Below are 18426 nucleotides of genomic sequence, written 5' to 3'. Positions count from 1 at the left end.
AACGACAACCCCAAGCCCTACGTCTGGACCAAAACCGCCGACCAAATCCTGGCCAGCATCGCCAACTACTGCACCCGAATTAATGACTCAGGACACTAGACGCGGTCGCAGGCGCAGTCGAACTCGCCCTCCAGCCCGCGCGGCAGATCGGCGCCGTGGAAGATGCCGCCGGCCGGGGTGGTTCGGGACAGCGCATCGGCGGCCAGGATCATCGCCGCACCGGTCCAGGTGGTGCGCTCCACCGGCCAGCGCTTGCCGTCGGTGAAAACCAGTCCGGTCCAATAGGATCCGTCCACCTCACGCAGATGCTGCATGGCGGTGAACTGCTCAAGTGCGCGGGTACGGTCTCCGACCGCGTCCAGTGCCATGACCAGTTCGCAGGTCTCCGCACCGGTCACCCACGGACGGTGATCGACACAGCGGATACCCAGGCCGGGGACCACGAAGTCATCCCAGCGCGATTCGATGCGCGCGTGTGCCGCCGCACCCTGGATGGCACCCCCGAGCACCGGGTAGTACCACTCCATCGCGTGGGTGTCTTTGGCGTTGAACAATTCCGGATGCTCGGCGATCGCGTGCCCGAGCTGGCCGACAGCCACTTCCCACTCCGGCTGAGGCTCGCCCAGGTAGTTCGCCAGTGCCAGCGCGCACCGGATGCTGTGGTAGATGCTCGCGCATCCGGTCAGCAGGGCTTCGTCCATCATCCCGGCATCGCTTCTGGCCCAGCTGATCTGACCACCGGGCAACTGCATGCTGAGCACGAGTTCGATGGCCCGGCTCACCGTCGGCCACATCTGCACCGCGAACCGCCGGTCGCCGGTGATGAGCACGTGGTGCCACACCCCGGTGGCGATGTAGGCGCAGAAGTTGCTGTCGGTATTGGCATCCTCGACGACACCGTTGCGCAGCTGGATCGGCCAGGAACCGTCGTCCCGTTGCGTGCGGCGGCACCAGTCGAATCCGGCGCGGGCCGGTTCGAGAAGCCCCGCCACCGTCAGTGCCATCAGGTCCTCGACGTGGTCCCACGGGTCGGTGTGACCGCCGACCGACCACGGGATCGCGCCATCGGATTCCTGGGTGTCGGCAATCGACTGGGCCGTTTGCAGGCACTGCTTCGGCGTCAATACACCTGACACACCGGGAATCTCGTGGCGACGCATAATGGCTACGCGGTCGGCTTCTCGAAATAGAGGGCGACGCTCTTCCCGATCACCGGGTTGAGCACGGCTTCGGCCTGGCGGGTCAGCCACGGACGGCTCATCATGTCCCACACCAGCAGCTTGTGATAGGCGGTCACCGCGGGATTGTTCGGCTTGTCCACTCCGACCGCACATTTCAGCCACCAGAAGGGCGCGTGCAGCGAATGCGCGTGCTCGCGGTGGGTGAATCGCATACCGTGGCTGACGACCTTGTCGCGCAGCTCATCGGCACGGTAGATGCGGATGTGCCCACCCTCGTTGGCGTGATACTCGTCCGAGAGCAGCCAGCACACCTTCTCGGGCAACCAGCGCGGGACGGTGATGGCCAGCACACCACCGGGTTTGAGCACCCGGACCAGCTCGGCGATCGCCGCGTCGTCCGCTGGGACGTGTTCCAGGATCTCCGAGGCGATGACGCAGTCAAACCTGCCGTCGGCATAGGGCAGGGCCAGGGCGTCGCCCTTCACGGCCTCCGCGCTGGCCGAGGCGGGCGCTTCGCCCTGCTCTTTCATCGCGGTCAGGATGGCGTCGACATCGTTGAGATCCTCGACGCTCTGGTCGAAGGCGATGACGTCAGCACCGCGCCGGTAGGCCTCGAACGAGTGCCTGCCCGCGCCGCAACCGACATCGATGACCGATGTGCCGGGTCCGACGCCGAGCCGGTCGTAGTCAACGGTCAGCACGCTGTCCGTCCTTTCTTCGCCTTGGCGGCGGTTCTGTCGATGGCCCGCTCGTACACGGTGACGGTCTGTGCCGCAACGGATTCCCAGCTGAATACATCCAGTGCCCGGCGCCGTCCGGCGGCGCCCAGACGGTGCCGTTCGGCGGGTGAGTCCAGCAGTTCACCGAGCACCCCGGTCAACTCCTCGACATCGGCGGGCCGCACCAGGCGTGCGCATTCGCCCTCTTCGCCGAGTACCTCGGGCAGTGCCCCGGCCCGGCTCGCCACGATCGGGGTGCCGCTGGCCATGGCTTCCACCGCGGGCAACGAGAAGCCTTCGTAAAGCGAAGGTATACAGGCGATCTCGGCGGACGCGAGCAGGTCGGCGAGCGCTTCGTCGGACAGCCCGCTGGAGACGTTGACGATATCGGAGATGCCCAATTCGGCGATCAGCTTCTCGGTCGGCCCGTTGGGCTCGAGCTTGGACACCAGTTGCACATCCAGGTTGTGGTGTGCGCGCAGCCGCGCCACCGAGTGCAGCAGGTTGCCCACGCCCTTGAGTGGCACATCGGCGCTGGCGATCGCGATGATGCGGCCCGGCACCCGATCGGGAGCGGGCCGGAACAGTTCGGTGTCCACACCGAGGGGCACCACGTGCAACTGCTCGTCGCTCACCCCGAAGTCCTCGGCGATATCGGCGGCCGATGTCGAGGAGACGGTCAGCAGTTCCGGGATGGCCCGCGCGACCTTCTTCTGGGTTTCGGCGAAGGCGTACCAGCGCCGCACCAGCGGCTTGCGCCACCACTTGGCGGCGGCCACCTCGAGCACCCGGTCGCGGGTGATCGGGTGGTGCACGGTGGCGACCACCGGCAGGCCGCGCTTCGCGATGGTCAGCAGCGCCGAGCCCAGGCTCTGGTTGTCGTGGATGACGTCGAATTCGTTGCCGCGCTCGGCCATGATCCGGGCCACCCGCAGACAGAACGTCTTCGGCTCCGGGAATCCGGCCGACCACATGGTTGCCAGCTCGAGGAGATCGATGCGGTCCCGGATCTCGCGGGGGTGCGGCACCCGGAACGGATCGGGATCGCGGTAGAGATCCAGACTCGGCACCTTGGTCAGCCGAACCCGCGGGTCCAGCCCGTCGGGATAGGGCTGGCCGGAGAACACCTCGACATCGTGGCCGAGCTCGGCGAGGCCCTGGGAGAGGTACCGGACATAGACACCCTGCCCACCGCAATGAGTTTTGCTGCGGTACGACAGAAGGGCTATACGCACGTCAGCTCAATCCGCTGAACTGCAGCGCAAGCATACTGGACATGTGTCCAGACTATAGTTCGACCGGCTGGGAGGCGCAACGCGGCCAAGGCCGCTCCGGACCGGGCAGGACGAACGCGAACGGCCGCGGGAAGCCCAGGCCGGTCAGCTCGGCGCGCTGCACGCGCACCACCTCCACCGGACGCGTCTCCCCCGATGTCGGCTCGTAACAACGCAATTGATCCGCCCCGGCCCGCCCGCCGACGAAGAGCACCCAGTGCCGCGGGATGAACCCGCCGACCAGCATCGCGACCGGAAAGCCGTCGTGCACGGCTGCCAGCACGTCGCCGAGTGGATCTGTTCTGCGCAGTAGGCCCCGGCACAACCGCCATCGATATCGGACCGGGCTGTGCCGGTTGATGGCGCCCGCCAGGCCGCGGGGCGTCATGCCGAGACGCCGGGGCCAGATCCGGTTCACCGCGTGATGGACGCGTGCCTGCTCGGCGTCGAACCAGGACGCCGCGCCGGCGCCGGCCAGCGGGGTGCCGTAGTCGGGGGCCAGCAACGCGGTGGCCATCACCGCGACCGAGGGACCACAGCTGATGCCGTCACGTTGCCGCAGGTGCAGACCGGCGAACTTCATCGACGTCCAGGGTAGCCACTTCTGGTACCCCTGGTATCGGGTATCGGTTTCTGGCAACATTACCGACCAGTAAATCCGCAGGGTCGTAAACGGGGGTGGGCATGTCAGGCACGTTGAGCGTGTTGGCGCAGGCGGGGACCGAAGGTGGCGGCGCGGATCTCGATCAGATCATCGGCGTCTCGGTCGCCGCCGGCATCATCACCGCCGGGCTGTTGTGGATCGGCATCCTGCATCGCACGCGGCGGATCACCTGGCTGGACACGCTCGCCAACAAGGTCGGGGTGAAGATGAAGCGGCCACCCTGGGTGGCGCTGCCGACATTGCTGTTCACCTCGACCATCATCTGCGCGATGTTCGGCTTCATCTGGGATGTCAGCCTGCACATCGGCAAGGGCCGCGACTCCGGTCCGCTGGCCAACCCGGCGCACTACTTCATCCTGGTCGGGCTGTTCCTGCTGTTCATCGCCGGATCGCTGGCCATCATCCTGCCCTATGAGAAGCCGGGTCCGGCCGCGCTGAAGATCACCAGAACCTGGTATGCGCCCGTGGGCGGGGTGTTGATGGCCGCATGCGGTCTGTACGCGCTCATCGGCTTCCCACTGGACGACGTCTGGCACCGCATCTTCGGTCAGGACGTCACACTCTGGGGTCCGACCCACCTGATGCTGATCGGCGGCGCCGGCCTGTCCCTGGTCGCCGTCCTGCTGCTGGAGCACGAGGGCCGTATCGCGATGGGCCCCGACGCCGAGGTGGCCCCGCGGAAGATCCTGCGCTACTTCGCCTTCGGCGGCCTCGTCATCGGTATGTCGGTGTTCCCCGTCGAATACGACTTCGGCATCGAGCAGTTCCGGCTGGTGCTGCACCCGATGCTGATCGCCGCCGCCGCCGCGCTGGCGCTGGTCGCCGCCCGGATCACCCTCGGCAGGGGCGCCGCGCTGGCCGCGGTGCTGTTCGCACTGTTGATCCGCGGGATCGTCGCGGTCGCGGTCGGCCCGGTGCTCGGCGCCCCCTACAGCTGGTTCGCGCTCTACCTCGGCCCGGCCCTGGTGGTCGAACTACTGGCCCTGACACCACTTCTGCAGCGCCCCATTCTGTTCGGCGCGGTCGCCGGTGCCGGTATCGGCACGGTCGGCTTGTGGCTGGAGTCGTTCTGGATCGACGCGGTCTTCATGTACCCGTGGCCGGCGGCCATGTGGGTCGAAGCCCTGGCCACCTCGGTGCCGGTGGCCGTGCTGATGGGCATGTGCGGCGGGTTACTCGCCACCGTGCTCACCGGCCGTCCGTTGCCCCGGCGCGGCGCCGGCGTCGCAGTCGTGGTGCTGACGGTGCTGACCATCGGCGCAGCGGTCGGCAACGGCCTGAACATCTCGGTGCCGCCGAACGCCGGCGCGCAGATCACGCTCACCGAATTACCCAGCCCCGCTGGGCAACGACTCGTGAGCGCCGACATCCGGATCTCCCCGGCCGACCTGATCAGCGATGATCCCGAATGGATTTCGATGCTGTCCTGGCAGGGCGGCCTCGACAACGAGCGCGGGCTGATCGTGGACAAGCTCGAACGCCTCGGGCCCGGCCACTACCGCACCACCCGGCCGATACCGGTCTGGGGCAGTTGGAAGACACTGATCCGGGTTCAGGACGGCCGCACCATGGCCGCGGTCCCGGTGTTCCTGCCCGCCGACCCGGGCATCGGTGCCACCGAGCTGCCCGCAGAAGAGTCGATGAACCGGGATCTGACCGCGGAAATCAGTGTGCTGCAGCGGGAACGGAATCTGGACGTACCGAGCTGGCTGTTCACCGCGGCATCATTGGTGGTGTTGCTGTGCTCGCTCATCCTGATCGCGGCGCTCAGCTGGGGGGCCGGCCGGATCAATGACCGGGAGATGCGCGCTCACAGCGGCGCGGAAACCAAGCAGCCCGTTCCGCTCGCGTGACCTACCTGGCCGATCACTCCCTGCTGCTGGCGCTGCCCGCGTTCGCCCCGGCCGTGGTGGTCGCCGCGGTGGTGGCGTGGGTGGCCATCCGGGACCGGCGCAACCCCGACCCCGACGACGAGAATCGAAGTGAGGAAACAGATTGAGGACACTGATCGCGGCGACCGTGGTGTCGGCGGCGGCCATGCTGGCCACCGCGGGCTGCTCGGGTTCCACCGAGGAACCGGCCGCACCGTCCGCGGCCACCGCCGCGCCGGCACTCTCCGATCAGCAGGCACCGCCGGAACGGGTCGTGATCGACGTGACCATCGCCGGCGGGCAGGTGACGCCGGTCAACCAGCAGGTGCGGGCCGCGGTGAAGCAGCCCATCGTCATCCGGGTCACCAGTGACACCGAGGACGAACTGCACGTGCACGCCAGTCCCGAGCACACCTTCGCCGTGAAACCCGAGTCGCTGCAGTCCTTTCAGTTCGAGGTCCAGGTGCCCGGCAAGGTCGACGTCGAGTTGCACCACCTGAACCGCGTCGTCGCGACCATCACGGTGCAGTGACCTCCACGGCGGTCCTCGCCCACGGTCTGGGCGGCTCGGCCGATCTGCCCATTCCGTTCACCTACGCGGTGGTCGGCGCCGCGTGGACGTTGACCTTCACCTTCGCAGTGGTCGCGCTGGCCTGGCGCACACCACGTTTCGATCCCGACACGCCGGGCCGTCCCCTCCCGGGCTGGGTCACCACCGTCGTCGACGCATCGCTGACCCGGTGGCTGGTCGCCGCGGCCGGCCTGGCGTTCACCGGGTGGGTGGCCGTCGCGGCCGTCACCGGGCCGCAGGATTCCCGCAATGCGCTGCCCGGCGTCTTCTACGTGCTGTTGTGGGTCGGCCTGGTGGCGCTGTCGCTGTTCCTGGGCCCGGTGTGGCGAGCGATATCGCCGGTGCGCACCGTCCTGCGGCTGCTGCGCGTCACCCGCGATCGCTATCCGCGCCGGCTCGGTTACCGGCCCGCCGCCGCCGGATTGTTCGCCTTCGTCTGGCTCGAGTTGGCCAGCCCCGATCCGGGATCGCTTACCGCGGTCGAGATCTGGCTGCTGATCTACCTTGCGGTGACACTCGTGGGCGGCCTGCTGAGCGGACCGCGCTGGTGCGCGCGTGCGGACCCGTTCGAGGTCTACAGCATGATCGCCTCCCGGTGCGCACCGTGGCGCCGCAACGCCGACGGACGCATCGCCATCGGTAATCCGTTCAACCAGCTGCTGACGCTACCGGTGCGTCCCGGCACCGTGACGGTGCTGGCCGTGCTGCTGGGATCCACCGCGTTCGACAGTTTTTCGGCGATGCCCGGATGGCGGAACTTCGTGGACTCCCACACCTCGAGCGCGTGGGGCGCAAGCGGATACAAGACCGTCGGCCTCCTGGTGTTCATCGCGGTGGTGGCGGTGACCTTCAGCCTGGCCGCAGCGGCGACCGGAGGTGTGGACCGTGAGGGCCGCCGCGCGTTGCCCGGCCTGATGGCGCACTCGCTGATCCCGATCGTCATCGGCTATGTCTTCGCCCACTACCTCACCTATCTCATCGAGAAGGGCCAGCAGACCGTGCACGCCCTGATGGGATCCCCTGACGCCCAGGTGTATTACCTGTTGTCCATGCACCCGTCGGTACTGGCCTCACTGAAGGTCGGGTTCGTGCTCCTCGGGCATGTGGCCGGCGTCATCGCCGCGCACGACCGCGCGCTGCGGGTGCTTCCCAAGGGCCATCAGATGACCGGCCAGCTGACGATGATGCTGGTGATGGTCGGCTACACATTCACCGGCCTGTACCTGCTCTTCGGCGGGTGAGGGGACTACGGTTGAGCCATGCGTGCGCTGATCGTGGTCGATGTGCAGAAGGACTTCTGCGAAGGTGGGTCTTTGGCGGTTGACGGCGGCGCCGCCGTCGCCCGGGGTATCACCGAACTGCTGAGCGGACACGATTACGACCACGTGGTCGCCACCATGGACTTCCACATCGATCCGGGCGAGCACTTCTCGGACACCCCCGACTTCCGGGTGTCCTGGCCCCGGCACTGCGTGGTGGGCACGCCCGGGGTGGATTTCCACGAGGATCTCGATCCTGCCGCCGTGCAGGCGGTGTTCACCAAGGGCGAGTTCTCGGCCGCCTACAGCGGTTTCGAGGGCACCGACGCCGATGGTACGTCGCTGACGGACTGGCTGGCCCAGCGCCGGGTGGACGCCGTCGACGTGGTGGGGATCGCCACCGACTATTGCGTGCGGGCGACGGCGCTGGATGCCGCGGCGACCGGGTTGCGTACCCGGGTGCTGCTGCCGCTGTGCGCCGGGGTGGCCGCGGACTCGACGGCCGAGGCGGTGGCGCTGCTGCGGGCGCGCGGCGTCGAGGTCACCGAGTAGCGCGGTAGCCGGCCAGTTGCGCGGTGAGTTCCCGGGCGTAGGCGAGTTGCCTGCCGAGCGTGGTGCACGCCTGCTGTGCGCGCTCGTGGCAGTCGGCGAGGCGGCTCAGCGCCTGCGCGCGCCGCTCGCCGGCTGATCCGCTCTGGTGCACGATGTCGAGGGCGTCGAGCAGCTCCCCCATCTCTTCGAGAGTGAAGCCGAGTGGCTTCATCCGCCGGATCGAGAGCAGCCGGTCGACGTCGCCTGCGGTGTACAGCCGGAAGCCGCCCGCCGAGCGGGCCGACGGGGTGACCAGCCCGACATCGTCGTAGTGACGAATCGTCTTGATGGACAGTTCTGTTCGGGCGGCCACGTCGCCGATCTGCAGCAGTTCGCGATCACCGGCGTCGCCGGCCATCCTATTGTCCCTCCAGCCGGCCACTGAGCCGGGCGTGACGCTGCGCGCTCCGCTCGTTCATCCCGATGATGCTGACTTTCTTGCCCTTTGCCGCATATTTGGTCGTAATCGCGTCCAGGCTCGCCACGGTCGAGGCGTCCCAGACATTGGCCTCACTCATATCGATGACGATGTTGGTGGGGTCGCCGACGTAGTCGAACTGATAGACCAGATCGTTGCTGGAGGCGAAGAACAATTCGCCCCGCACCGCGTACACCCGGGAGTCGTCGTCCGGGTGCGCGATGTCGACGACCTCGGTCAGGTGGGCGACCCGGCGGGCGAACAACACCATGGCGGTCAGCGTGCCGACCGCCACCCCGTAGGCGAGGTTGTCGGTGGCCACCGTGACCGCGACGGTGGCCAGCATGACCGCGGTTTCGCTCTTGGGCATGCGGCGCAACGTCTTCGGGTGGATGCTGTGCCAGTCCAGGGTCGCCACCGACACCATGATCATGACGGCGACCAAGGCGGCCATCGGGATCTGCGCGACCAGGTCGCCCAGCCCCACCACCAGTCCGAGCAGGAACGCCCCGGCCAGGAACGTCGAGATCCGGGTGCGGGCGCCGGAGACCTTGACGTTGATCATGGTCTGGCCGATCATCGCGCAGCCGCCCATCCCGCCGAAGAACCCGGTGACGATGTTGGCGACACCCTGGCCGGCCGCCTCGCGGGACTTGTCGGAGTGGGTGTCGGTGATGTCGTCGACCAGTTTCGCGGTCATCAGCGATTCCAGGAGTCCCACGATGGCCATGGTCAGCGCGTAGGGGGCGATGACGCCCAGCGTCTGCCAGGTCCAGGGCACATCCGGGAGGAGCAGGGTCGGCAGGCTCGACGGCAGCTGCCCCTCGTCACCGACATCGGGTACGGCCCAACCAAATCCGATCGTGGCGGCGGTCAACACCACGATCGCCACCAAGGGTGCCGGTATCACCGTGGTGACCTTGGGCAGCACGACCATCAGCACGATGCCGGCGGCGACCATCGGGTACACCAGCCACGGGACACCCAGCAGGTGCGGCATCTGGGAGACGAAGATCAGGATCGCCAGCGCGTTGACGAAGCCCACCATCACGCTGCGCGGCACGAACCGCATCAGCCGGGCCACACCGAGGCCGCCGAGGATCAGCTGCAGGACCCCGGCCAGGATCACCGCCGCGATCAGGTAATCCAGGCCGTGGCTTCGGACCAGCGGCGCGACGACGAGCGCGACGGCGCCGGTAGCGGCGCTGATCATCGCGGGCCTGCCGCCGACGACGGCGATGGTGACGGCCATGGTGAACGAGGCGAACAACCCGATCCGTGGATCGACGCCGGCGATGATCGAGAACGAGATCGCCTCCGGGATCAGGGCGAGCGCCACCACCAGCCCGGCGAGCACCTCGGTGCGCAATCGTCGTGGTGAGCGCAGGGCGGCGAGCACGGACTGCTCCTGCTGCGGGGTTGTGAGCACCGGCGGACTCTACCCTAACTGGAGAGTTGCCCGGGTTTCCCGGTCCAGCGCGGGGCACGGCGCTCCAGCTGTGCCCGCACCCCCTCGGCGGCGTCGTCGTGGGCCATCAGCTGCAGGTGGATCGCGGTCTCACGCGCCCCGACCTGTTCGCGGGTGAGGTCGAACGAATCCCAGAGCAGCCGCTTGCTGGCCGCCACCGACATCGGCGCGGTGTTCTCGGCGATGTCGCGGGCGACCGCCAGCGCCGCGGGCAGCACGTCGGCGGCGGGCAGGACCCGGCTGCCCAGGCCGAGCGCCACCGCCCGGTGGCCGTCGAACGTCGCTCCGGTCAACAGGATCTCGGCCGCCGCCGCAATGCCCACCAGCCGCGGGAGCACCCAGTGCGAGTAGGCGTCGCCGACCACGCCGCGCCGCACCTGTACGACGCCGTACGTGGCGTCGGCGGCGAAGAACCGGATATCGCATTGCAGCGCCAGCGTCAGGCCGAGCCCGAGGGCATGTCCGTTCACCGCGGCGATCACCGGTTTGGCCAGCGTCCACGCCGGCACCGGGAAGCCGGCAGCGCTGAACCCTGCACCGGGGGTGGTGAAGGTCTGCGCACCAGCACTCAGATCAGCGCCCGCGCAGAACGCCGGCGGGGTGCCGGTCAGCACGATGGCGCGGATCTCATCGGCCGCATCGCACCGCGTCAGCGCATCGGCCAGTTCCTCGCGCATGCCGTCGCCGACGGCATTGCGCTGTGCGGGCCGGTTCAGCGTGACGGTGGCGACTCCGGCGTGCACGGCGGTCAGCAGCGTTCGGTATTCGGGCAGCACTGGCACTCCTTCCGCGCGATTAATATATCTGTAGCAGAGGTACCCTTTGTGGGTGGACACGCGCAGCGATCTGGCCGGCGAACTGTTCGCCGTGGTCGGCCGGTTCCGGCGACAGCTGCGGCGGTCCACCGGCGGCGGGTTCGATCGCACCGGACTCACGCAGTCCCAGGCCGAACTGCTGCGGCTCGTCGGCCGCCGGCCCGACATCTCGGTCCGCGAGGCGGCCGCCGAACTCGGACTGGCCGCCAACACCGCCTCCACCCTGGTGTCCCGGCTGGCCGCCGACGATCTGCTGACCCGCACCGTCGACAGCACCGACCGCCGGGTGGGCCGGCTGCGCCTCACCGACGCGGCGCAGGAGGTCGCGGACCGCTCGCGGCGGGCCCGGCGCACCGCACTGGCCGGCGCCCTGGAAGCACTCGAGGATACCCAGATCGACGATCTGACAAAGGGGTTGGCCGTCATCGCCGAGCTGACCCGACTTCTGCAGGAGGACCAGCAATGACCCAGCCACCGGCCATCGACTGCCGTGGCCTGTCCCATCGCTACGGCAAGTTCACCGCGGTGTCCGGCCTCGACCTCCAGGTGGCGGCCGGCGAGACCGTCGGCCTGCTCGGCCCCAACGGCGCGGGCAAGACCACCGTCATCCGGGTGCTCACCACCCTCACCCCGGTACAGCAGGGCGAGGTGCGCATCTTCGGCCTCGACGCCCGGCGCGACACCATGGACATCCGGTACAACATCGGCTATGTCCCGCAACAGCTTTCCATCGAGGCGGCGCTGACCGGGCGGCAGAATGTCGAATTGTTCGCCCGGCTCTACGATGTGCCGCGCCGCGAACGCGCCGACCGGGTCGCCCAGGCGCTGGACTCCATGCAACTCTCCGACGTCGCCGACAATGCGGCGGGCACCTACTCCGGCGGCATGGTGCGCCGTCTGGAGCTGGCCCAGGCCCTGGTCAACCGGCCATCCCTGCTGTTGCTCGACGAACCCACCGTCGGCCTGGATCCCATTGCCCGCGACAGCGTCTGGGACCAGGTCGACCGCATGCAGAAGGAGTTCGGCATGGCCGTGCTGCTCACCACGCACTACATGGGTGAGGCCGACGCGCTGTGTGACCGGGTGGCGCTGATGCACCACGGCGAACTGCAGACGCAGGGCACGCCGGCCGAACTCAAGGCCGGCCTCAAGGACGAAGCCGGCCCGGAGGCGACGCTGGAGGATGTGTTCCGCCACTACGCCGGTTCCGATCTCGACGAGTCCACCCCCGCGGGCCTGCGCCAGGTCCGCGCCGCACGAAGGACGGCCCGCCGTGTCGGCTGACACCACCATCACCCTGGTCCGGGCGCCCCGCGGCTGGCGGCGGTTTCCCGGAATCGCCAACCGCATCGGCGCTTTCGCGCTCGTCGAGTTGCAGAAGCTGCGACATGACCGCACCGAGTTGTTCACCCGGATGGTGCAGCCCGCGCTGTGGCTGCTGATCTTCGGCCAGACCTTCTCCCGACTCGACGTGATCGACACCGGCGACGTGCCCTACCTCGCGTTCCTCGCACCGGGGATCATCGCGCAGTCCGCACTGTTCATCTCGATCTTCTACGGCATCCAGATCATCTGGGACCGGGACGCCGGGATCCTGGCCAAACTGATGGTGACACCCGCCCCGCCCACCGCGCTGATCACCGGCAAAGCCTTTGCGGCGGGCGTACGTTCGGTCGTTCAGGTCATCGGTGTCGTCGCGCTGGCCTATCTGCTGGGCGTGCACATGACCGTGAACCCGCTGCGGATCCTCGGGGCGATGGGCGTGGTGGTGCTCGGTTCCGCGTTCTTCGCCTGCCTGTCGATGTCGCTGGCCGGCCTGGTGCGCAACCGCGACCGGTTGATGGGCATCGGGCAGGCCATCACCATGCCGTTGTTCTTCGCCTCCAACGCGCTGTACCCGGTGGAGCTGATGCCGCAGTGGCTGCGCTGGCTGTCGGCGATCAACCCGCTGAGCTACGAGGTGAATGCGCTGCGCGGCCTGCTGATCGGTACCCCCACCAACGCCGCCCTGGACATCACGGTGCTCGTCGTGGCGGCGGTGCTCGGTGTGGTGACGGCCGCGGCGCTGCTGCGCAGACTGGTCCGCTGACCACATTCCTGATCCGCTGCGCTCCTAGCCGACCAGACGCTCGATGGCGCGCAACGGAATCGGCAGCCAGTCCGGCCGGTAGCGGGCCTCATAGCCCGCCTCGTAGACGGCCTTGTCCAGTTCATAGGCGCGCAGCACGTCGGCGGCGCCACGCGGGTCGGTATCGCTGACCGCGGCATAGCCCGCACAGAACGCCGCGCAGTTGTCCTCGGCCCACCGCCGCGCCGCGCCCTCGTCGCCGCCGGTGCTCAGCAGCCGCTGATGCGCGGCGTAGTCGTAGGACCGCAGCATGCCCGCGACATCGCGCAGCGGCGAATCGGGACGCCGCCGCTCCTCCAGCGGTTGCCCCGGCTCGCCCTCGAAGTCGATGACCAGCCAGCCCTGCGGGGTGTGCAGCACCTGCCCGAGGTGCAGGTCGCCGTGGATGCGGTGTTCGGTCGAGGATTCCTCGGCCACCGCGCGGTAGTGCCGCTCGATCGCCGGAACGTGGTCGCCCAGTTCGGGGACCCGCGCCGCAACGGCGCGCAACCGGTCGATCATGGTCTGCGCCGGGAAGGCGCCGACCCGCGTGCCCAGGGCCTCGGCGAGCGCACGGTGCACCGAGCCGACGGCCGCACCGAGTTCGCGGGACTCTCCGGCGAAGTCGTCGCCGGCGCCGGTGATCGCCACCTGCCAGCCGTCCACCGAGTTCGGCGCGAACGCGCTGGCCATACCGAGCATGTACTGCTCTGCGCCCCAATCGATCTCATACGATCCGAGCAGCGCCGTGACGTACGGGTTTCCGGCGAGCGCGCGGGTCAGCTCGATATCGGGGTTGATCCCCGGCGTGACCCGGCGGAACACCTTGAAGATGGTCTGCGCACCGAACACCACGCTGGTGTTGGACTGTTCGCCGCCGAGCACGCGCACCGGGGTGCCCGGGCCCAGATCCGCGCCCGGCTCGCGGATGAACCGGACCGGCCCGATCTGCTTGGAGGCCTCGATGAACGACAGCAGCGCGCCGGCGGCCTCCGGGTCGGACAGCGCGTCGAACGCCGAACGGTCCCCGTCGGTGCCGATCAGCGCCGAGTCCGCGCCGGTGTCCCAGCGCACCAGCACCTGGTAGCCCTCGGCCGGGCCGTCGGTGTAGGCGACCTCCAACAGCACCAGGTCCAGGTCGGAACCCAGCGCCTCCACCACGGCGGGGCGGACCTCCGCGATCACCCGTCCTCGGCCCGAGTACCAGCGCTGCGCGGGCAGCCAGCGATCAAAGGGCAGATTCATGGTCATGATCCTTCCCGTACCCGACTGCGCGCGCTCGTACACGTGGCCTCGGCTCGGTTACAGTGCCGACGTGGCTGAATTGCGAGATCACGGTGACCCCGGCGACGCTCCGTCGGTGCCGCCACCGCTGACCCCGGCGGCGGACATGACGCGCCCGTCGGCCGCCGAAGAGGCACGCACCATCGCCGCGGCCACCAACACCGGCACGCTGGCCACCCTGACCGCCGACGGCGACCCCTGGGCATCCTTCGTGACCTACGGCCTGCACGACGGCGCCCCGGTGCTGTGTGTCTCCAACATGGCCGAGCACGGCCGCAATCTGGCGGGCGATCAGCGCGCGAGCATCGCGATCGTCGCCCCCGATGCCCCGGATGACCCGTTGGCCTCCGGCCGCGTCACGCTGGCCGGCACGGTCGTGCGGCCCACCGGGGACGCTTTGGAAGGCGCCCGGGCCGCGCATCTGGCCGCCGTGCCCGCCGCCAAGTACTACATCGACTACAGCGACTTCACCCTGTGGGTGCTGCAGGTGCAGCGCGTGCGCTGGGTCGGCGGGTACGGCCGGATGGACTCGACATCGGGTGCGGAGTACACCGCCGCGGCGCCCGACCCGGTGGCGCCGCATTCCGCCGGGGCCGTCGCCCACCTCAATGCCGATCACGCCGACGCGCTGGTCGCGATGGCCCAGAAGCTCGGCGGTTTTCCCGACGCCACCGCCGCGACCTGCACCGCAGCCGACCGGTATGGGCTCGACCTGCGGGTCACCACCCCGCGCGGGATCGCCTACACCCGGGCCGGTTATCTGGCGCCCATCAATGGCATCGATGAATTGCGCTCGGCGGCAGTCGAACTGACCCGGAGGGCACGGCAGGGCTGATACCGCCCGCGATGTGCAATACGATTCCGGGTATGCAGCGCCCGGAGACCTGGCAAGCGGCTTTCGAGCTGATCAAGACGCGCGGTTACGAGCACCGTGCGGAGCCGTTCAAGCTCGTCAGCGGTCAGCTCAGCCATGACTACATCGACGGCAAGTACGCCATCGACAACGGCGAGCGCCTGACCACCGTCAGCCGGGCCGTCGCCGACCTGGCCGCCGGCAGCGGCATCGAGTTCGACGCCGTCGGCGGGCTCACCATGGGCGCCGACCCGCTGGCCCACGGGGTCGCCATGGTGACCGGCGCCGCGTGGTTCTCGGTGCGCAAGGAGCAGAAGGCCCGGGGCCGTGAGCAGTGGATCGAGGGCACCCGCATCGAGCCGGGCACCCGGGTCCTGCTGGTCGACGATGTCATCAGCACCGGGGGCTCCACCGCCAAGGCCTACGACCGGGTCACCGCGGCCGGCGCCGTGGTCACCGGGGTCATCCCGATGGTCGACCGCGGCGATGTCGCAGCCGAACTGTTCGGCGGCATGGGCGTGCCGTTCGTCGCCCTGGTCACCTACAAGGACCTGGGCATCGAACCGGTCAAAGCCGTCTGAGCCCCCCTCCGCATTTCGCGCGAAACTCGCGTACCGGTCGCGATCTGGCGCCTCGCGACGACGGGTACGCGTGTTTCGCCGAGCTGACTACCCTCCGACGACGAGCACGCCGTCGGCGTGCGCCGAGAGCGTGACCCGGTCCCCCGGCCCGAAGTTCTGCCCGCTGACCTGCGCGAGCACCGACGAGCCGTCATCGAGGGCCACCGTGACTCGGGAGACCGCGCCCAGGAAGGCCACCGACTGCACGCTCGCCGTGCTCGCCGGATCGGCGGTCAGCCGGATCGCCTCCGGCCGGACCAGCGCGACACCCTCCTGCACCGATCCGGGCAGCGCCGCCACCGGCTGATCCCACAGCCGCACGCGCCCGTCGACCACCCGGACCGGCAGCCGGTTGTGCAGGCCGACGAATTCGGCCACGAACGGTGTCGCGGGCCGGGTGTAGAGCTCGGCAGGCGCCGCGAGCTGCTCCAGGCGTCCGGCGTTCATCACCCCGACCCGGTCGGCCACCGCCAGCGCCTCCTCCTGGTCGTGGGTCACGAACAGCGTCGTCGTCCCCACCTCCAGCTGCACCCGGCGGATCTCGTCCCGCAACTGGCCGCGCACCTGGGCGTCGAGCGCCGACAGCGGTTCGTCGAGCAGCAGCACCCGCGGCCGGATCGCCAGCGCGCGGGCCAGCGCCACCCGCTGCTGCTGCCCGCCGGACAACTCGTCGGCATAGCGCCCCGACTGCGCGGCCAGCCCGACCAGCTCCAGCATCTCGGCGGCGCGGCCGGCGCGGTCCCGCGGGCCCACACCCCGCATCTTGAGTCCGAACGCGACATTGTCGAGCACCGTCAGGTGCGGGAACAGGCTGTAGGCCTGGAACACCAGGCCGATATCGCGCCTGTTGGCGGGCACCTTGCCGATATCGCGGCCGTCGATGGCCACCGATCCCGCGTCGGCCTCGTCCAGCCCGGCCAGGATGCGCAGCGCCGTGGTCTTCCCGCAACCCGAGGGACCCAGCAGCGCCACAAGTTCGCCCGGCTGGATCCGAAGCGTCAGCCCGTCCAGGGCGCGCACCGCACCGTAGCTGCGGGTCAGGTCGACCAGGTCGACGGCCACTCCCCCTGGCCCATCCCCCGTCGCTACGCTCGCCCGAGTCATGCGCGCCGCCTCCGTCTGGTCACCATCGACAACACCAACAGCAGGATGAACCCGAAGATCAGGGTGGCCAGGGAGGCCGCCACCGATGTCGGTCCGTCACTCTTGCCGATCTCCACGATCTGCACCGGCAGCGTCTGGAATCCCGACAGTGACGCCACGGTGTACTCACCGAGCACCACCGCGATCGAGATGAACGCCGCGGACAGGATGCCCGCGGCGATGTTCGGCACGATCACCGCCACGATCGTTGACGCCCACCCGGCGCCCAACGACCGGGCAGCCTCGGCCAGCGTCCGCAGATCGATCGCCGACAGTGCGGCGTCCAGCGCCCGGTAGGCGAAGGGCAACACCAGCACCACATAGACGAAAGCCAGCGTCAGCGCCGACTCGCCCAGCAGGTAGGTCACCCAGAGGTAGACGTTGCGCAGGCCGACGACGACCACCAGCGCCGGGATGGTCAAGGGCAGCAGGCAGAGGAACTCGATGAACCTGCTCGCCCACGGCGCACGCAGCCGGACCCAGATCATCGTGGGCACCAGCAGCGCCAACATCGCCGTCACCGTCAGCACCGCCAGTGACAACGACGTCAGGATCGCGGCGAACAACGCGTCATCGGCGAACAGGTTGACCCACGCCGCCATGGTGCGGCCACCCGACTGCAGATCGCGGGTGGCGAAATCGCCCATGGCATAGAGCGGAAAGAGGAAGAACGCTCCGAACATCAGCCACAGCGCTGATCTGATTCCCCGGGTCGCTGCGCTCCTGCCCGCCGGCGGGAGCGGCTTCATCGCAGCCACCGGGCCGTGCGCCGCACCAGCAGGTTGTAGGCAACCATCACCACGGCGACCACGACGATCATCTCCAGCGCCAGCGCATACGCCAGACCGGCGCGCCCCAGCACCACCTCGCTGGTCAACGCGGATCGGATGAGCAGCGGCACAATGGGACTGCCCTGGCTCACCAGGGCCGCCGCGGTGGCGTAGGCGGCAAAGGCGTTGGCGAACAACAGCAGCAGCGACCCGAGGAAGGCCGGTGTCAACAGCGGCACCGCCACCTCACGCCAGTACTGCCAGGTGCTCGCGCCCAGGCTCACCGCCGCCTCCCGCCATTGCGCGCGGAGCCCCTCCAGCGCGGGCAGGAACACGATGACCATGAGCGGGATCTGGAAGTAGGTGTACACCAGCACCAGGCCACCCACGCTGTAGAGCCAGCCGCCGGCGGCCACATCGATACCGAGCAACTGCTGCAGCCACAGGGTGAGCACACCGTTGAGTCCGATCGTCGCCAGGAAGGCGAAAGCGAGTGCGACACCGCCGAACTGGGCCAGCACGCTGGCCAGCGACAGGACCGCCCGGCGCAGCAGGGAGGCCGGTGGGCTGCTCAGGATCAACCAGGCCAGCACGGCACCGAACACCGCGCCGATCAACGCGCTGCTCGCCGAGAGGATCACGCTGCGCACCAGGGCGGCCAGCGGTGCCTCGGTGAACAGTGCGGCCACCAGGTCCAGTGAGAAACGGCCGTCCACCACAAAGGCGTTCACGATCACGGTGCCGGTCGGGATGACGAGGAAAACCAGCACCACCGCCAGGAACGGCAGCAGTGGCAGGGCCTGCCGGACGTACCGCAC

21 protein-coding genes are annotated in these 18426 nt (G+C 69.0%); 10 read left to right on the top strand and 11 right to left on the bottom strand.

Annotated features, from left to right (window positions below; translation table 11 throughout):
• Positions 1 to 95: 95 nt before the first annotated feature.
• The 4 genes from ASE48_RS16400 to ASE48_RS16385 are packed head-to-tail and all read right to left on the bottom strand — an operon-like array spanning position 96 to position 3757.
• Complete coding sequence (locus tag ASE48_RS16400; RefSeq protein WP_057168169.1) at positions 96 to 1160, bottom strand: prenyltransferase; 1065 nt, start codon at positions 1158 to 1160, stop codon at positions 96 to 98.
• Between the two features lie 5 nt (positions 1161 to 1165).
• Positions 1166 to 1882, bottom strand: coding sequence for a class I SAM-dependent methyltransferase (locus ASE48_RS16395; RefSeq protein ID WP_057168168.1), 717 nt, complete (start codon positions 1880 to 1882; stop codon positions 1166 to 1168).
• Entirely contained in the window at positions 1876 to 3135 is a 1260-nt protein-coding gene (locus tag ASE48_RS16390) for a glycosyltransferase family 4 protein (RefSeq protein WP_057168167.1), read from the bottom strand. Before ASE48_RS16390 ends, ASE48_RS16395 begins: the two co-directional genes overlap by 7 nt.
• Positions 3136 to 3187: 52 nt before the next feature.
• Complete coding sequence (locus tag ASE48_RS16385; protein WP_057168166.1) at positions 3188 to 3757, bottom strand: hypothetical protein; 570 nt, start codon at positions 3755 to 3757, stop codon at positions 3188 to 3190.
• A gap of 101 nt (positions 3758 to 3858) precedes the next feature.
• Between ASE48_RS16385 and ASE48_RS16380 the strand changes: the two genes are divergently transcribed.
• From ASE48_RS16380 to ASE48_RS16365, 5 genes are read left to right on the top strand one after another with little or no spacing between them, the layout of a single operon-like run.
• Positions 3859 to 5691, top strand: coding sequence for a hypothetical protein (locus ASE48_RS16380; RefSeq protein ID WP_057168165.1), 1833 nt, complete (start codon positions 3859 to 3861; stop codon positions 5689 to 5691).
• Complete coding sequence (locus tag ASE48_RS33135; RefSeq protein WP_149448136.1) at positions 5688 to 5837, top strand: hypothetical protein; 150 nt, start codon at positions 5688 to 5690, stop codon at positions 5835 to 5837. Before ASE48_RS16380 ends, ASE48_RS33135 begins: the two co-directional genes overlap by 4 nt.
• Positions 5838 to 5875: 38 nt before the next feature.
• Complete coding sequence (locus ASE48_RS16375) at positions 5876 to 6241, top strand: hypothetical protein (RefSeq protein WP_057168181.1); 366 nt, start codon at positions 5876 to 5878, stop codon at positions 6239 to 6241.
• Positions 6238 to 7521 carry a hypothetical protein gene (locus tag ASE48_RS16370; protein ID WP_057168164.1) on the top strand — a complete coding sequence of 428 codons (1284 nt, stop codon included), beginning with the start codon at positions 6238 to 6240 and terminating at the stop codon, positions 7519 to 7521. The genes ASE48_RS16375 and ASE48_RS16370 overlap by 4 nt, the downstream gene beginning before the upstream one ends.
• A gap of 18 nt (positions 7522 to 7539) precedes the next feature.
• Positions 7540 to 8091 (top strand): isochorismatase family protein, encoded by a 552-nt coding sequence (locus tag ASE48_RS16365; protein WP_057168163.1) that lies wholly within the window; start codon positions 7540 to 7542, stop codon positions 8089 to 8091.
• Here the strand turns inward: ASE48_RS16365 and ASE48_RS16360 are convergent.
• Genes ASE48_RS16360 through ASE48_RS16350 form a run of 3 tightly spaced genes read right to left on the bottom strand, consistent with a single transcriptional unit; the run spans position 8081 to position 10792 of the window.
• Positions 8081 to 8488 carry a MerR family transcriptional regulator gene (locus tag ASE48_RS16360; RefSeq protein WP_057168162.1) on the bottom strand — a complete coding sequence of 136 codons (408 nt, stop codon included), beginning with the start codon at positions 8486 to 8488 and terminating at the stop codon, positions 8081 to 8083. The two genes, ASE48_RS16365 and ASE48_RS16360, sit on opposite strands and share 11 nt — an antisense overlap.
• Before the next feature lies 1 nt (position 8489).
• On the bottom strand, positions 8490 to 9977 hold the full coding sequence (locus ASE48_RS16355) for a SulP family inorganic anion transporter (protein ID WP_057168161.1): 1488 nt from the start codon (positions 9975 to 9977) through the stop codon (positions 8490 to 8492).
• Positions 9978 to 9991: 14 nt separating this feature from the next.
• Positions 9992 to 10792, bottom strand: a complete 801-nt coding sequence (locus ASE48_RS16350) for an enoyl-CoA hydratase/isomerase family protein (protein ID WP_057168160.1) — start codon at positions 10790 to 10792, stop codon at positions 9992 to 9994.
• Between the two features lie 52 nt (positions 10793 to 10844).
• Between ASE48_RS16350 and ASE48_RS16345 the strand changes: the two genes are divergently transcribed.
• The 3 genes from ASE48_RS16345 to ASE48_RS16335 are packed head-to-tail and all read left to right on the top strand — an operon-like array spanning position 10845 to position 12920.
• A complete protein-coding gene (locus ASE48_RS16345; protein ID WP_057168159.1) occupies positions 10845 to 11297 on the top strand; it encodes a MarR family winged helix-turn-helix transcriptional regulator in 453 nt (150 codons plus the stop codon).
• Entirely contained in the window at positions 11294 to 12115 is an 822-nt protein-coding gene (locus tag ASE48_RS16340) for an ATP-binding cassette domain-containing protein (protein ID WP_057168158.1), read from the top strand. The genes ASE48_RS16345 and ASE48_RS16340 overlap by 4 nt, the downstream gene beginning before the upstream one ends.
• Positions 12116 to 12167: 52 nt before the next feature.
• Complete coding sequence (locus ASE48_RS16335) at positions 12168 to 12920, top strand: ABC transporter permease (protein WP_082614235.1); 753 nt, start codon at positions 12168 to 12170, stop codon at positions 12918 to 12920.
• 24 nt (positions 12921 to 12944) lie between these two features.
• Here ASE48_RS16335 and ASE48_RS16330 read toward each other — a convergent pair whose 3' ends face one another.
• A complete protein-coding gene (locus ASE48_RS16330; RefSeq protein ID WP_057168157.1) occupies positions 12945 to 14183 on the bottom strand; it encodes a maltokinase N-terminal cap-like domain-containing protein in 1239 nt (412 codons plus the stop codon).
• Between the two features lie 70 nt (positions 14184 to 14253).
• Here ASE48_RS16330 and ASE48_RS16325 point away from each other — a divergent pair, with 70 nt between their 5' ends.
• On the top strand, positions 14254 to 15057 hold the full coding sequence (locus ASE48_RS16325) for a HugZ family pyridoxamine 5'-phosphate oxidase (RefSeq protein WP_235571266.1): 804 nt from the start codon (positions 14254 to 14256) through the stop codon (positions 15055 to 15057).
• 32 nt (positions 15058 to 15089) lie between these two features.
• Positions 15090 to 15656 (top strand): orotate phosphoribosyltransferase, encoded by a 567-nt coding sequence (locus tag ASE48_RS16320; protein WP_082614229.1) that lies wholly within the window; start codon positions 15090 to 15092, stop codon positions 15654 to 15656.
• Positions 15657 to 15743: 87 nt separating this feature from the next.
• On the opposite strand, the gene ASE48_RS16315 is transcribed toward ASE48_RS16320, so the two are convergent.
• From ASE48_RS16315 to ASE48_RS16305, 3 genes are read right to left on the bottom strand one after another with little or no spacing between them, the layout of a single operon-like run.
• Positions 15744 to 16799: an ABC transporter ATP-binding protein gene (locus ASE48_RS16315; protein WP_057168155.1), complete on the bottom strand. Its 1056-nt coding sequence runs from the start codon at positions 16797 to 16799 to the stop codon at positions 15744 to 15746.
• On the bottom strand, positions 16796 to 17587 hold the full coding sequence (locus ASE48_RS16310; RefSeq protein ID WP_057168154.1) for an ABC transporter permease: 792 nt from the start codon (positions 17585 to 17587) through the stop codon (positions 16796 to 16798). The genes ASE48_RS16315 and ASE48_RS16310 overlap by 4 nt, the downstream gene beginning before the upstream one ends.
• Entirely contained in the window at positions 17584 to 18426 is an 843-nt protein-coding gene (locus ASE48_RS16305; RefSeq protein ID WP_200962176.1) for an ABC transporter permease, read from the bottom strand. The genes ASE48_RS16310 and ASE48_RS16305 overlap by 4 nt, the downstream gene beginning before the upstream one ends.

The sequence above is a fragment of the Mycobacterium sp. Root265 genome, from assembly GCF_001428895.1.
GTDB lineage: Bacteria > Actinomycetota > Actinomycetes > Mycobacteriales > Mycobacteriaceae > Mycobacterium.
This window is presented reverse-complemented; position numbering and strand designations above follow the sequence as displayed.

Excerpts from the sequence above, each read along its gene's own strand:
- ASE48_RS16365 (WP_057168163.1), top strand. The coding sequence starts at position 7,540 with ATGCGTGCGCTGATCGTGGTCGATGTGCAGAAGGACTTCTGCGAAGGT.
- ASE48_RS16310 (WP_057168154.1), bottom strand. The coding sequence starts at position 17,587 with ATGAAGCCGCTCCCGCCGGCGGGCAGGAGCGCAGCGACCCGGGGAATC.
- ASE48_RS16315 (WP_057168155.1), bottom strand. The coding sequence starts at position 16,799 with ATGACTCGGGCGAGCGTAGCGACGGGGGATGGGCCAGGGGGAGTGGCC.
- ASE48_RS16320 (WP_082614229.1), top strand. The coding sequence starts at position 15,090 with ATGCAGCGCCCGGAGACCTGGCAAGCGGCTTTCGAGCTGATCAAGACG.
- ASE48_RS16340 (WP_057168158.1), top strand. The coding sequence starts at position 11,294 with ATGACCCAGCCACCGGCCATCGACTGCCGTGGCCTGTCCCATCGCTAC.
- ASE48_RS16400 (WP_057168169.1), bottom strand. The coding sequence starts at position 1,160 with ATGCGTCGCCACGAGATTCCCGGTGTGTCAGGTGTATTGACGCCGAAG.
- ASE48_RS16385 (WP_057168166.1), bottom strand. The coding sequence starts at position 3,757 with ATGAAGTTCGCCGGTCTGCACCTGCGGCAACGTGACGGCATCAGCTGT.
- ASE48_RS16375 (WP_057168181.1), top strand. The coding sequence starts at position 5,876 with ATGCTGGCCACCGCGGGCTGCTCGGGTTCCACCGAGGAACCGGCCGCA.
- ASE48_RS16330 (WP_057168157.1), bottom strand. The coding sequence starts at position 14,183 with ATGAATCTGCCCTTTGATCGCTGGCTGCCCGCGCAGCGCTGGTACTCG.
- ASE48_RS16360 (WP_057168162.1), bottom strand. The coding sequence starts at position 8,488 with ATGGCCGGCGACGCCGGTGATCGCGAACTGCTGCAGATCGGCGACGTG.
- ASE48_RS16380 (WP_057168165.1), top strand. The coding sequence starts at position 3,859 with ATGTCAGGCACGTTGAGCGTGTTGGCGCAGGCGGGGACCGAAGGTGGC.